This is a genomic window from Ruegeria sp. AL11, assembly GCF_056540865.1.
Map to the genome: position 1 here is coordinate 550,954 of NZ_JBQFXO010000001.1, position 12,766 is coordinate 563,719.

The window sequence follows — 12,766 nt, forward strand, 5'->3', positions numbered from 1 at the left end:
TATCCCCACTATTCTAGACTGGGCGAAAGTCGCAGAAAGGGACGGCGAATTCCGCCGCCCCAAACATTCATCCATAGATAGGCTTAGCTGCCCGAACCCATGGTCACTTCGTTGTTGATCGCTTCCTGAGTTTTTGCCAGCTCAGGGTCGGCAACCAGACCATAGTTGGCCAACGGGCTCGAGGGGCCAGCGATTTCGTCAGCGACGAAGAACTGAGCGTATTCTTTCAGACCAGGGATCACGCCGATGTGGGCTTTCTTTACGTAGAAGAACAGCGGACGCGATACAGGGTATTCACCGGTCGAGATGGTCTCGGTCGATGGTGCGATACCCGACATGGTCGCAACTTTCAGCTTGTCGGTGTTGTTCTCGTAGAACGCCAGACCGAAGACGCCGATGCCGTTCGGGTTGGTGTCGATACGGGCCAGGGTCTCGGTGTAGTCACCGTCGATGTCGACTGATTTGCCATCGGTACGAACAGCCAAGCATGCATCTTCCGCGTCATCTTCGCTCATCCCGCCAGCGATCATTGCTTCCATGGCGCCAGTTGCTTCACAGCCGATCAGCAGAACTTTTTCTTCGAACACTTCACGTGTGCCGTGCTTGGTGCCGGGGATGAAGCCCGCGATTTCAACGTCAGGCAGGTCGCCGTTGAATTCGGCCCAAGTATTGTATGGGTTGTCGACGATCTCGCCATCTTTCAGAACCTTCGCGCCCAGAGCGTTGAAGATGTCCGAAGGCTCAAATGCGTTGAAGGCCGGGCCGGTCTGCTGGCTGGCGAACACGATGCCGTCATAGCCGATGCGGACTTCCATGATGTCGGTCACGCCGTTTTCGGCACAGGCTTTGATCTCTTTTTCACGGATGGCGCGCGATGCGTTTGCAACGTCGATGGTGTTTTCGCCAACACCTTCACAGAAACGCTTCAGGCCAGCCGACGAACCGCCGGATTCAACAACAGGTGTCGGGAAGTCGGTGTTTTCACCAAACAGTTCCGCAACGATCGAGGCATAAGGCAGAACGGTCGACGAACCGGCAACCTGAACGTTGTCACGCGCAGCAGCAGCAGTGGCCGAGACAGCAGCGATAGCCAGCGCAGAAGCCGACAGTTTTACAAAGGACATTTCAGTCTCCCTGAGGATTGGGTTTTCGATCACCCCCATGATGATCTTGCGCGAACCACTAGGCCCCGTGCGTAAGGCTTTTGTGACAGGTACGTAACAGTTTTATGACAAGCGGGGTTTTTCTTGTGTCCTGCTGTCATAAATCTTTTGGCACGGCCATGTTGGCTTTGCGGAAACCCGCTCTCTAGCGTGGTAAAATCACCGTAAAAACAGTGCCTTTTCCTAAATCGCTTTCCACCCGAAGGCGCCCGCGGTGACGGTTGACGATATGCTTCACAATCGCGAGTCCAAGCCCGGTTCCGCCCAATTGGCGCGATCTGTGACTGTCGGCGCGATAGAACCGTTCGGTGAGTCGCGGCAGGTGAACGGAATCAATGCCAGGCCCCCGGTCGATGATTTGAACCCGAACTGCCGGACCGCGCATGGCTGTGTCCCTCTCTGAGGTGGTCACGCGCAATTCGACACTGCCGCCGCTGCCGCCATATTTGATGCCGTTCTCGACCAAGTTGGTAAACACCTGACGCAACTGATCGCTGTCACCGGTCATGGTCACCGGATCCTCAGGCGCATCAAGCGTCAGCACCACCTCAGCATCATCGGCCAGAGGGCGCATAGAGTTCAGTGTGGATTGCAGCAGGCCCGTCAGTTCCACTTCCTCTTTCGGGCGCACGCGTTCCTCGCTTTCGACCCGGTTGAGCGACAAAAGATCGCCTACAAGGCGGTTCATGCGGTTTGCCTCATCCGTCATGATTTGTAGAAAGCGCTCACGCGCAGCGTCGTCATCTCGAGCCGGACCCCGCAGGGTTTCGATGAAACCCATCAAAGCGGTCAGAGGGGTGCGGAGTTCATGACTGACATTGGCGACGAAATCGCGACGCATCTGGCTGGCTTGTTCCAGATGCGTGATGTCCTGAAAGATTGTCAGCACCGCCCCGCCCGACACCGCACCGATGCCGTTCATATAGCGGCAAATCACCTCGAAGGTCGTATCCTGCGCGCCATCATTTGAAAGGTGCCGCGTCTTGGCCGGACCCTTACTGCGGAGGCTTTGTTCAATCGCTTCAATGACCTGAGGCTGCCTGAGGATCGTCGCAAAATGACGGCCCGTGATGTTCTGGCTCAGCAGGGTTTTGGCGTCGGTATTGGCGGCGATGATCCGTTCGGTCTGGTCGACCAGAAGCGCGGGCATCGGAATGGCCAACACATATTCTTCCAGAAGGTTTTCAGCCATGTCCGATTGATTTCCTGCCGCTTAAGCCAACGGTTTCAGGGTGTCCCTGAATTTGCGCATGTTCTGCTGATAGTGCAGCGCGCTGAGTGTGTTCCGCTGGGCTGCGGCCTCATCAAGCTGACGAACCACCTTACCCGGAGACCCCATGACCAGCGAGTTGTCGGGGATCTCTTTGTTTTCCGTGATCAGCGCCCCTGCCCCGATCAGGCAGTTCTTGCCGATCTTCGCACCGTTCAGAATGATCGCCCCCATCCCGATCAGAGAGTTCTCACCGATCGTGCAGCCATGCAGCATCACTTTGTGCCCAATGGTACAGTTCGCCTCGATGGTCAGCGGAAAACCAGGGTCGACATGCATGACGCAGTGCTCTTGCACATTACTGCCCGCGCCGACGCGGATTTCTTCGTGTTCCGCCCGGATCGTGCAGCCAAACCAGACCGAGGCGCCCTCTTCGAGCACCACCTTGCCGATCAGATTGGCGTCCGGCGCAACCCAGGTGTCTTCGTGGATTTGGGGCGTGTGATCTCCTAGCGCGTAGATCGTCATGACTGCTCCTCGAATTCCATCTGCAGGGTTCGGACGTGGTTTTGCAGTTTCGGTTGCTGTATGCGTCGCATCCGTTCGGCGCTGACTATGGTCTTCAGCTTTTCCTCTGTCGAATCCAGATCGTCATTCACCAATACATAGTCGTAGTAGCCCCAGTGGCTGATCTCATCCCAACTTTTCAGCATGCGCTTGCCGATCACATCGGCGCTGTCCTGAGCCCGGCTTTCCAACCGGCGGCGTAGTTCCGGGATCGAGGGCGGCAGAATGAAAATCGACAGCGCGTGTTTGCCGAGGTCCGAGTTACGGATCTGCACCTCGCCCTGCCAGTCCACGTCGAACAGCACGTCCTTGCCGGACTCGATGGATTCGCGCACAGGTCCAGCTGGTGAGCCATAGAAGTTGCCGAAGACATGCGCGTGTTCCAGCATTTGCCCATCGGCCACCTGCTGTTTGAACTCGTCTTCCGACAAGAAGTAGTATTCGCGGCCATGTTCCTCACCCGGACGTGGTTCGCGGGTTGTGGCTGAGATCGAGAATTCGAGTTCGGTATCCCAGGTCATCAGTCTGCGGGCCAAGGTGGATTTACCCGCGCCCGACGGGGATGACAGGATGATAAGGAGGCCGCGGCGATCTGCCATGTCAGTTCTTCCTACTGTTATTCAACGTTTTGTACCTGCTCGCGCATCTGGTCGATCACCGCCTTCAATTCCAACCCGACCGAGGTCAGATCGGCGCTTTGTGCCTTGGAGCAAAGGGTGTTTGCTTCGCGGTTGAATTCCTGCATCAGGAAATCCAGCTTGCGGCCAACCGCACCATCCTGCGCCAGAAGGTCCCGCGCGGCGGTGACATGGGCGCTGAGGCGGTCGATCTCTTCGGTGATGTCGGCCTTGACGGCGATCAGGGCGAGTTCCTGCGCCACTCTCTCAGGTTCGACCCCTTGGGCGTTGTCCAGCACGCGGGAGAGGTTTTCGCGCAGCGCTTCGGCCATCTTGTCCTTGCGCTGTTCGGCCAGTTCGGCGGCCTTCGACGTCAATGCCGCAACCTGATCTAACTGAGACGCCAGGATCGCGGCTAGAGCCTCGCCTTCGGTCTGACGCATCTCGAGAAACGCTGCCAAAAGCGGAGTGAACTCGGTGGTCATCTGCGCGACCAGCGGCGCCGGATCGTCGGCCTCGGCACCTGCATCCAGCATGCCTTTAAGGGTCAGTAGATCACTTGCTTTGGAGGGGGCGAGTTCCATCCCCCTTGCCTCGGCCATGGCTTGTGTCTGTTGCAAGGCATCCAAGGCCGCCGACATCGCAACCGTGTTCAAAGCAAGATCCGGCTGGGACTCATCTCGGCTAATCCGCAATGACAGGGTCACATTGCCCCGGCTCAGCGATTTGGACAGAACGGCCCGCAACGCGGCCTCAAGGCCAGTGAGCCAATCGGGGACGCGGATGCGCATGTCCAGCCCTTTGCCGTTCACGCTGCGCAGCTCCCATGTCCAGCTATGGGGGCCGAACTCTCCCTTGCCCGAGGCGAACCCGGTCATGGATTTGATCATCACTGCCCTTTCCATCGCTGTCAGTCTTCGTGTCTGCCGCACCTAATGCCATTGCCCGGTGCAGAGCAAGAGTTTGCTTAGACGGCAGCTCTCCGACAGAAGTTAACCATTCGTTAAAGAATTACTCCAAAATTGACTCAACCCGTGTCAATCATGTCTCTAGCTCGGTCGTTTGGCCGAAAATGCCTCCGATATGTTGCATTTTATGAAAATGACGGTGATTAGGCGCTAGGGTTATGAAAATGGGAACCTTTTTCGAGACTGGCTCGAAGTCCAAACTTGGAAAGATTGTCGCAATGGATCGCTTTGACAGCGGGCGCAGCCTCTCACCGATCCGCCAGGCCGAGGCCTACTGGACCGCGTTGCTTGACGGCAATGAGGTGCCTATGCGGTCGCAGATTGATCCGCGCGGGCTTGAGAATATTCTGGAATACACCTTCATCCTCGAGCGGATTGCCCCCGGCCTGGCCCGGTTTCGCCTCGCGGGCAGCCACCTGAACAAGCTGGCCGGGATGGAAGTGCGCGGCATGCCTCTGACCGCGTTTTTCGACCCCGAGGCGCGTAAGACCGCCACGAATGCTCTAGAGCAGGTCTTTGCCAACCCCGCAATTGCCGAATTGGATATGGTGTCCAGCGGCGCGTTCGGGCGCGCCCGGATGCAGGCGCATATGCTGCTTTTGCCGCTGAAAAGCGATCTGGGGGATGTCAGCCGCGTCATGGGCGTCATGGTCAGTGACGGCGCGATCGGAGCGACACCGCGCCGCTTCTCGATCCAAGACAGCCGGATCAAACCGGTGAGCGAGGTTCAGGCGCCGGCCAAGCCAAAGCTGGAAGTCACGGACGGTTTTGCTGAGGGCTTTGCCGAGGGCAAGGCAGAGTTCAAACGCCCCAAAGGGCACCTCAGGCTGGTTGCATCGCGCGACGACTGATCCAAAGAAAAACGGCGGGCTAAGGACCCGCCGTTTTCTTTGATTGATTGAACCTTAGCTTGCTTCGCGCTTGGTGCGGTCGCGGCGCAGGTTGGTCAGTTCTTCGGCGACCAGGAAGGCCAGTTCCAACGATTGCGACGCGTTCAAACGCGGGTCGCACGCCGTGTGGTACCGGTCCGAGAGGTCCTCTTCGGTCACGGCACGCACGCCGCCGGTGCATTCGGTGACGTCCAGACCGGTCATCTCGAAATGCACACCACCGGGGATGGTGCCTTCGGCCTGATGCACGCCAAAGAAGTCCCGCACTTCGCGCAGGACCGAATCGAACGGGCGGGTTTTGTACCCGGTGGCCGATTTGATCGTATTGCCGTGCATCGGGTCGCAGACCCAAGTGACCTTGGCGCCCTCTTCTTTGACTGCTTTCACCAGACGCGGCAGATGCTCGCCCGCCTTGCCTGCACCGAAGCGAGCGATCAGTGTTAGTCGACCCTCTTCGTTTTCGGGGTTCAACTTGGACATCAGAACCTTGAGGTCCTCGGCCGTTGTGGTCGGGCCACATTTCAGACCAATCGGGTTCTGCACGCCACGGCAGAATTCCACATGCGCGCCGTCAGGCTGACGGGTGCGGTCACCGATCCAGATCATATGACCCGAACCTGCCAGCCAGTTGCCAGAAGTCGAATCCAAACGGGTCAGCGCCTCTTCATATTCCAGCAGCAGCCCTTCGTGGCTGGTGTAGAACTCAACGGTCGAGAACTCATGCGTTGTTTCAGCGGTGATACCCGCTGCGCCCATGAAGTCGATCGTGTCTTGAATGCGGTCGGCAATCTCGGAGTATTTCTGAACGTCCTGTTCATCCGTGAAGCCCAGCGTCCAAGAATGCACGCGGCTCATGTCGGCGAAACCACCGGTCGAGAACGCGCGCAGCAGGTTCAGCGTGGCGGCGGCCTGTGTGTAGGCCTGCAGCATCTTGGACGGATTCGGAATCCGCGCCTCGGGCGTGAAGTCCAGCTCGTTGATGATGTCGCCACGGTAGCTGGGCAGCTCAACGCCATCCACAACCTCGGTCGGTGCGCTACGCGGTTTGGCAAACTGCCCAGCCATACGGCCCACTTTGACCACCGGCACCTTGGCGCCATAGGTCAAAACCATCGCCATTTGCAGCATCACTTTGAACGTGTCACGGATCGCATCCGCGCTGAATTGTTCAAAGCTTTCAGCACAATCCCCGCCCTGCAACAGGAAAGCCTCGCCGCGACCGGCGGCACCCAGATGTTGCTTGAGACGCCGCGCCTCACCGGCAAAGACCAGCGGGGGATACTGCGAAAGCTGCGCCTCGACTTTGGCCAGCGCGGCCGCGTCGGTATAGTCTGGCATCTGAACCCGGGGCTTGTTGCGCCAGTTCGATTTTTGCCATTCGGTCATAGCCTTGATCTCCGCTGATAGTATTCAGGTGGTCTCTATACAAAAAGCCGGGAAGAGAGACCATATCCGATTTGCGGCTCTTGACGTCGTAAACAAGCTTTGATCATGGTATCTGTCAAATCATGCGCGCCCAAGGCGCATCGGCCACCGAATCAAGGACAAAAACCCATGCAAGAACAACGCCAAGTTGTCAAAGTCGACGGTAACGTCGACAAGCCGATCAATTTTGTATTCGTCTTATTGGATGGATTTTCGCTTTTGTCCTTTGCGTCGGCTCTGGACAGCCTGCGCATTGCCAATCGTATGGCTGATAAGCCTGTCTATACGTGGTCTTTGATCGGTGAAGGTGGCGATACAATTACCTGCTCGGCAGGCACGACTTTCAAGCTGGATCAGGACCTGATTGAGCTGCAGCGTGATGACATCGTTCTGATCTGCGGCGGGGTCGAGGTAAAAACCGCAACCACCAAAAAGATTCTGAACTGGATGCGGCGCGAGGCCCGCAAGGGGCTGCGGATCGGTGGTTTGTGTACGGCAGCCTATTCGCTTGCCAAGGCGGGGCTGCTGGAGGGTAAGCGTGCGACGATCCACTGGGAGAACTCGGACAGCTTCATTGAAGAGTTCGACAATGTGGAACTGACCAAATCCGTGTTTCAGGTCGACGGCAACCGGATGACCACCGCGGGGGGCACCTCATCCATCGATCTTATGCTGAAGCTGATCGCGAATGACTATGGCGAGGGTCTGGCCAGCGCGGTGGCCGATCAGATGATCTATTCTTCGATCCGCACAGATCAGGACACACAGCGCTTGTCTACGCCCACCCGAATTGGGGTCCGGCATCCAAAGCTGAGCCAGGTCATTCTGATGATGGAAAAGAACATTGAAGAGCCGATCTCGCCTTCGATTCTGGCCAAGGATGTCGGCATGTCGACCCGTCAACTGGAGCGTCTGTTCCGTCGCTACCTGAGCCGCTCACCCAAGCGGTACTACATGGAGTTGCGGTTGCACAAAGCCCGCAACCTGCTGATGCAGACGGATATGAGCGTGATCAACGTAGCTCTGGCCTGCGGATTTGCCTCTCCGAGCCATTTCTCGAAATGCTACCGGGCGCATTACAACACCACGCCTTACCGTGAGCGTGGGGCTCAATCGGGGCGGCTGTCCGTCTGACGCGGGCTAAAGAGTTTTTGCAAAATAGTGCAGATGGGGCCTGAGCATGGGCTGATCCAGATAGGTCGTCGTCTCAATGGGTTCGGACATTTCGACAAATCCCAGTTTCGGATACAGGTCCCTCATTTCGACATTCGGAGTAAGCGTGTCAGCTACAAGGCGCTTTAACCCCAGAGCGCGGGCTGCGTCTTCTCGGGCTTGTATCATGGCACGCCCCGCACCTGTGCCGCGCGCGGTTTCGGTCACGAACACGCGTTTCAATTCGCCGGTGTGCTGATCCAGCCGTTTCATCATGCCACAGCCGATGATTTTACCCGTGCTGTCTCGCGCCAGAACCAGGCACCCGTTTGGCGGCAGATAGTCTTCTGAGTGTGCCCAAAATTCGGCCAGCGCGCTTTGCGGCGCAGCCGGATCGATGTCAAACCCCATGGCCGTCATGCGCTCTACAATCAACGCGTAATATTGGGACAGGATGCCGTTCAACTCATCCTGGTCTGGCAGCGTGTCACACATTTCAATCGAAAAGTCGGACAATGGACCGTACCTTCAGATGGTTTCTTGACACAGGATCAAGCTCGGTTAGTCGGCAACAGTCAAGGAGGGCGAGCACTGATCTACCTATCCGGGGAAAGCCGGAAAACCGCGCCATTGCCTACGGAAATGAACCAGATTGACCCGTCCGGGGCCTCAACGATGTCCCGGACCCGTTCAGTTTCGGGGCCTTTGATCTGTTCGACCTCAAACAGCGGCGTGCCGTCCAGTCGGGCGATATAGTCAAACTTGAGCGATCCCACGAAGATGTCGCCTCTCCATTCCGGCCAGAGCGCACCGGAATAGACCATCAAGCCCGAGGGCGCGATGGAAGGGTCCCAATAGTGGCGCGGCTGTTCCATCCCTTCTTTGGCAGTGCCTTCGCCTATCGTCTTGCCCGAGTAGTGCTTGCCATAGGAAATGACGGGCCACCCGTAGTTTAGCCCCGGTTGCACGAGGTTAACCTCGTCCCCTCCGCGCGCGCCATGCTCGGATGTCCAAAGACGCCCCTGCGCGTCCAGATCGGCACCCTGAGGGTTGCGGTGCCCGTAGGACCAGATCTCGGGCCGAATATCCGCCTGCCCGACAAACGGGTTGTCTGCAGGAACCGAGCCATCGCGGTTGATGCGGATAATCGACCCGATAGGGTTTGAGCGGTTCTGAGCCTCCGGTTGATCCCCCCGATCCCCGATGGTGACAAACAAACTGCCGTCCTCGGCCTCGACCACCCGAGAGCCAAAGTGACGCCCGCCCGACCCTCCGGGCGTGGCCTCGAACAGGATGCGCGTGTTGGTCAGGCGTTTGCCGTTCTCCGACAGTCGCGCGACGGCCAGCGCGGTGCCAGCCCCAGTGCTCTGAGGTTTCGAGAAGGTCAGGAAGACCTCACGCGTCTGTGGGAAATCTCTCGCGATGGTCACGTCAAGCAAGCCGCCCTGCCCTCTGGCGGCCACTTTCGGAACCCCCTTCACTTTTTGAGATTTCCCGTCAGACACATAGAGCACATCGCCATCCCGTTCGGTCACCAGAAACGATCCATCGGGCAGGATGCCGACGGCCCAAGGCGCATCCAGTCCCTCGATCATCGGCTCGATCCGAACCGGACCTTGGGATGTCTCAAGCTCCTCAGCGGAGGCGAGACCTGCGCTGATCATCAAGGCAAGAATCGCAAAGGGTCTGGGCGTCATGGGACTTCCTTTCAGACTGACAGCGTTATCACCATGAGAACAAATAGGATTATGGAGCGTAAAAACACGATTGCGTTAGGACTTTTCTTTTCCGGATTGCTTGCCTAGGGTCATGCGCAGAACGAATACGTTCACAATAGGGAGTAACCATATGAAAAAGCTGCTGACTGCAACTGCAGCCTCCGCTCTGCTGGCGGGTACCGCAATGGCCGAAGACGTCAAGCTGGGCGTTCTGTTCGGCTTCACCGGTCCGATTGAATCGCTGGCGCCTGCCATGGGTTCGGGCGCCGAGATGGCGATGGCTGAAGTCACCGAATCCGGCAAGCTGCTGGACGGAGCAACCGTGACCGCGACACGCGCAGATACCGGCTGCATCGATAACGGCCTGTCCACGTCGAACGGCGAGCGCATGATCGCAGACGGTGTTGCTGGCATCATCGGCGGTGACTGCTCGGGCGTCACCGGCGCGATCCTGCAGAACGTCGCGATTCCGAATGGCATGGTGATGATCTCGCCATCGGCCACCTCGCCCGGTCTGTCGACCATGGAAGACAACGGCCTGTTCTTCCGCACCGCGCCGTCGGATGCGCGTGAAGGTCAGGTGATGGCCGACATCCTGAACGATCGCGGCATCAGCTCGATCGCTCTGACCTACACCAACAACGACTACGGCAAGGGTCTGGCGGATGCGATCCAGTCGTCGTTCGAGGCCTCGGGTGGCGAAGTCACCATCGTCGCAGCGCACGAAGACGGGAAGGCCGACTACTCAGCTGAAGTTGGCGCGCTGGCCTCAGCCGGTGGCGACATTCTGGTCGTTGCGGGCTATCTGGATCAAGGCGGCCTGGGCATCATCCAGTCGGCTCTGGACAGCGGTGCGTTTGATACGTTCGGTTTGCCTGGCGGCATGATCGGGGACTCGCTGCCTGCCAATGTCGGTCCGGACCTGAACGGATCGTTCGGTCAGATCGCCGGTTCGGGTGGCGAAGGTGCTGAGAAGTACTTTGCCATGGCCGAAGCTGCCGGTTTTGACGGCTCGTCGCCCTATTCACCTGAGTCCTATGACGCCGCTGCCTTGTTCATGCTGGCCATGCAGGCCGCAGGCTCGACCAACCCGGCAGATTATGGCTCCAAGATCATGGACGTCGCCAACGAACCTGGTGAGAAGATTTATCCGGGTGAGCTGGCCAAGGGTTTGGAACTGCTCGCTGCCGGTCAGGAGATCGACTATGTCGGTGCCTCTGGTGTTGAGCTGATTGGCCCCGGTGAAAGCGCGGGTTCTTACCGTGAGATCGAAGTCACCGACGGCGAGAACAAAACCGTCAACTTCCGTTGATCCAAGGTTAACAGTCATAAAAACAAGCAGCCCGGGCCTTGTGTCCGGGCTGTTTCAATGACAAAAGCCCGCACCATTCGCACAGGGATGTGGCAACAACGCCGGAAAACGGCGGCTAGGGGAAAAGATGATCGTCGTCGAAGACGTGCATAAGCATTTCGGCGGGTTTCATGCGGTGGACGGGGCATCGCTGGAAATCCAAAAGGGCTCGATCACCGGTCTGATCGGACCGAACGGGGCCGGAAAAACCACTTTGTTCAATGTGATCGCGGGTGTCTTGCCTCCAACCAGCGGTAAGGTGGTGATGGATGGTGAAGATATCACCGGCCTGCCCCCACATGAGCTGTTTCACAAGGGCCTGCTGCGTACCTTCCAGATCGCGCATGAGTTCTCGTCGATGTCCTGTCGCGAGAACCTGATGATGGTGCCCGGTGCGCAATCCGGGGAATCGCTTTGGAACACATGGTTCGGTCGCAAAAGGATTGCTGATGAGGAGCGCGCGCTGCGGGCCAAGGCTGATGAGGTGCTGGAGTTCCTGACCATCGAGCATCTGGCCGATCACAAGGCTGGTCAGGTCTCGGGCGGGCAGAAGAAGCTACTGGAGCTTGGTCGCACCATGATGGTCGACGCCAAGATCGTGTTTCTGGACGAAGTCGGCGCGGGTGTGAACCGCACCCTGCTGATGACCATTGGCGACACGATCCTGCGTCTGAACAAAGAACGTGGCTATACCTTCGTCGTCATCGAACATGACATGGATTTTATCGGCAAGATTTGTGACCCCGTCATTTGTATGGCCGAGGGCAAGGTGCTGGCCGAGGGAACCCTGGACGAGATCAAAGCCAATGAACACGTGATCGAGGCCTATCTGGGCACCGGCCTGAAAAACAAAGACAAGCTGGAGGCCGGGGCGTGAGCGATAATCCTTATCACGACGACAAGGGCAACAAGGACGCGTCTATCACGAACACGCATGGCGTCGGCACAATGACCCCGGCCCATCGCAAAAGCGGCGCAACTCAAAAGGTCGTTGGTGGGCCGTTTCTGATCGGCGACACGATGACAGGTGGCTACGGCAAAGGGCCGGACATTCTGCACGATTGCACCATCGCCGTCGACCGGGGCGAGATTGCGGTCATCGTTGGGCCCAACGGCGCGGGCAAGTCCACCGCGATGAAGGCCGTGTTCGGCATGCTGGATGTGCGCTCGGGCGCTGTTCGGTTGGACGGCGAGGATATCACCGCGCTCACGCCGCAGGACCGGGTGATGCGTGGGATGGGGTTTGTGCCGCAGACTTCGAACATCTTCACCTCGATGACGGTGGAAGAGAACCTTGAGATGGGTGCCTTTATCCGCCGAGACGATTTCTCCGACACGATGGAGCAGGTCTATGAGCTGTTCCCCATCCTGCGCGACAAACGCCATCAGGCGGCCGGAGAACTGTCAGGCGGTCAGCGCCAGCAGGTCGCCGTGGGCCGCGCGTTGATGACACAGCCGAAAGTACTAATGCTGGATGAACCGACCGCCGGTGTCTCGCCCATCGTGATGGATGAGCTGTTTGACCGGATCATCGAGGTCTCGCGCACCGGGTTGCCGATCCTGATGGTCGAACAGAATGCCCGTCAGGCCTTGGAGATCGCAGATAAGGGATATGTGCTGGTTCAGGGGCGGAATGCCTATACTGGTACGGGCAAGGAACTTCTGGCCGATCCCGAAGTGCGTAAGAGTTTCTTGGGAGGGTGAG

At 58.2% G+C, this 12,766-nt stretch carries 13 protein-coding genes; 5 read left to right on the top strand and 8 right to left on the bottom strand.

The genetic code is table 11. The features are described 5' to 3' along the window. Positions 1 to 83 precede the first annotated feature (83 nt). The 5 genes from ACR0IP_RS02785 to ACR0IP_RS02805 all read right to left on the bottom strand — a co-directional run bounded on the left by ACR0IP_RS02785 (position 84) and on the right by ACR0IP_RS02805 (position 4,447). Positions 84 to 1,124: a substrate-binding domain-containing protein gene (locus ACR0IP_RS02785; protein WP_170676049.1), complete on the bottom strand. Its 1,041-nt coding sequence runs from the start codon at positions 1,122 to 1,124 to the stop codon at positions 84 to 86. Between the two features lie 184 nt (positions 1,125 to 1,308). Further along, complete coding sequence (locus ACR0IP_RS02790; RefSeq protein ID WP_480523664.1) at positions 1,309 to 2,355, bottom strand: sensor histidine kinase; 1,047 nt, start codon at positions 2,353 to 2,355, stop codon at positions 1,309 to 1,311. Positions 2,356 to 2,376: 21 nt separating this feature from the next. Next, entirely contained in the window at positions 2,377 to 2,901 is a 525-nt protein-coding gene (locus tag ACR0IP_RS02795) for a gamma carbonic anhydrase family protein (protein WP_170688660.1), read from the bottom strand. Further along, positions 2,898 to 3,539, bottom strand: coding sequence for a guanylate kinase (gene gmk, locus ACR0IP_RS02800; RefSeq protein ID WP_425082787.1), 642 nt, complete (start codon positions 3,537 to 3,539; stop codon positions 2,898 to 2,900). The genes ACR0IP_RS02795 and gmk overlap by 4 nt, the downstream gene beginning before the upstream one ends. Positions 3,540 to 3,556: 17 nt before the next feature. After that, complete coding sequence (locus tag ACR0IP_RS02805; protein ID WP_480523667.1) at positions 3,557 to 4,447, bottom strand: YicC/YloC family endoribonuclease; 891 nt, start codon at positions 4,445 to 4,447, stop codon at positions 3,557 to 3,559. Between the two features lie 242 nt (positions 4,448 to 4,689). Here ACR0IP_RS02805 and ACR0IP_RS02810 point away from each other — a divergent pair, with 242 nt between their 5' ends. Beyond that, the gene (locus ACR0IP_RS02810; protein ID WP_480523669.1) at positions 4,690 to 5,376 is read left to right on the top strand and encodes a PAS domain-containing protein; all 687 of its coding nucleotides are present in this window, start codon (positions 4,690 to 4,692) and stop codon (positions 5,374 to 5,376) included. Positions 5,377 to 5,430: 54 nt separating this feature from the next. Here the strand turns inward: ACR0IP_RS02810 and ACR0IP_RS02815 are convergent, their stop codons facing one another. After that, positions 5,431 to 6,801, bottom strand: coding sequence for a class II 3-deoxy-7-phosphoheptulonate synthase (locus ACR0IP_RS02815; protein WP_170373710.1), 1,371 nt, complete (start codon positions 6,799 to 6,801; stop codon positions 5,431 to 5,433). Between the two features lie 168 nt (positions 6,802 to 6,969). On the opposite strand from ACR0IP_RS02815, the gene ACR0IP_RS02820 reads away from it, so the two are divergent. Then, entirely contained in the window at positions 6,970 to 7,974 is a 1,005-nt protein-coding gene (locus tag ACR0IP_RS02820) for a GlxA family transcriptional regulator (RefSeq protein ID WP_170548735.1), read from the top strand. A 6-nt stretch (positions 7,975 to 7,980) separates the two neighbouring features. On the opposite strand, the gene ACR0IP_RS02825 is transcribed toward ACR0IP_RS02820, so the two are convergent. Together ACR0IP_RS02825 and ACR0IP_RS02830 are read right to left on the bottom strand one after the other, a co-directional pair. Continuing rightward, complete coding sequence (locus tag ACR0IP_RS02825) at positions 7,981 to 8,508, bottom strand: GNAT family N-acetyltransferase (RefSeq protein ID WP_480523671.1); 528 nt, start codon at positions 8,506 to 8,508, stop codon at positions 7,981 to 7,983. Between the two features lie 80 nt (positions 8,509 to 8,588). After that, on the bottom strand, positions 8,589 to 9,689 hold the full coding sequence (locus ACR0IP_RS02830; RefSeq protein ID WP_480523673.1) for a PQQ-dependent sugar dehydrogenase: 1,101 nt from the start codon (positions 9,687 to 9,689) through the stop codon (positions 8,589 to 8,591). A gap of 151 nt (positions 9,690 to 9,840) precedes the next feature. Here ACR0IP_RS02830 and ACR0IP_RS02835 point away from each other — a divergent pair, with 151 nt between their 5' ends. The 3 genes from ACR0IP_RS02835 to ACR0IP_RS02845 all read left to right on the top strand — a co-directional run bounded on the left by ACR0IP_RS02835 (position 9,841) and on the right by ACR0IP_RS02845 (position 12,765). Then, positions 9,841 to 11,022: an ABC transporter substrate-binding protein gene (locus tag ACR0IP_RS02835; RefSeq protein ID WP_170458188.1), complete on the top strand. Its 1,182-nt coding sequence runs from the start codon at positions 9,841 to 9,843 to the stop codon at positions 11,020 to 11,022. Between the two features lie 127 nt (positions 11,023 to 11,149). Continuing rightward, positions 11,150 to 11,938, top strand: coding sequence for an ABC transporter ATP-binding protein (locus ACR0IP_RS02840; protein WP_170373705.1), 789 nt, complete (start codon positions 11,150 to 11,152; stop codon positions 11,936 to 11,938). After that, complete coding sequence (locus ACR0IP_RS02845; RefSeq protein ID WP_480523676.1) at positions 11,935 to 12,765, top strand: ABC transporter ATP-binding protein; 831 nt, start codon at positions 11,935 to 11,937, stop codon at positions 12,763 to 12,765. Before ACR0IP_RS02840 ends, ACR0IP_RS02845 begins: the two co-directional genes overlap by 4 nt. The last annotated feature ends 1 nt before the right edge of the window (position 12,766 follow it).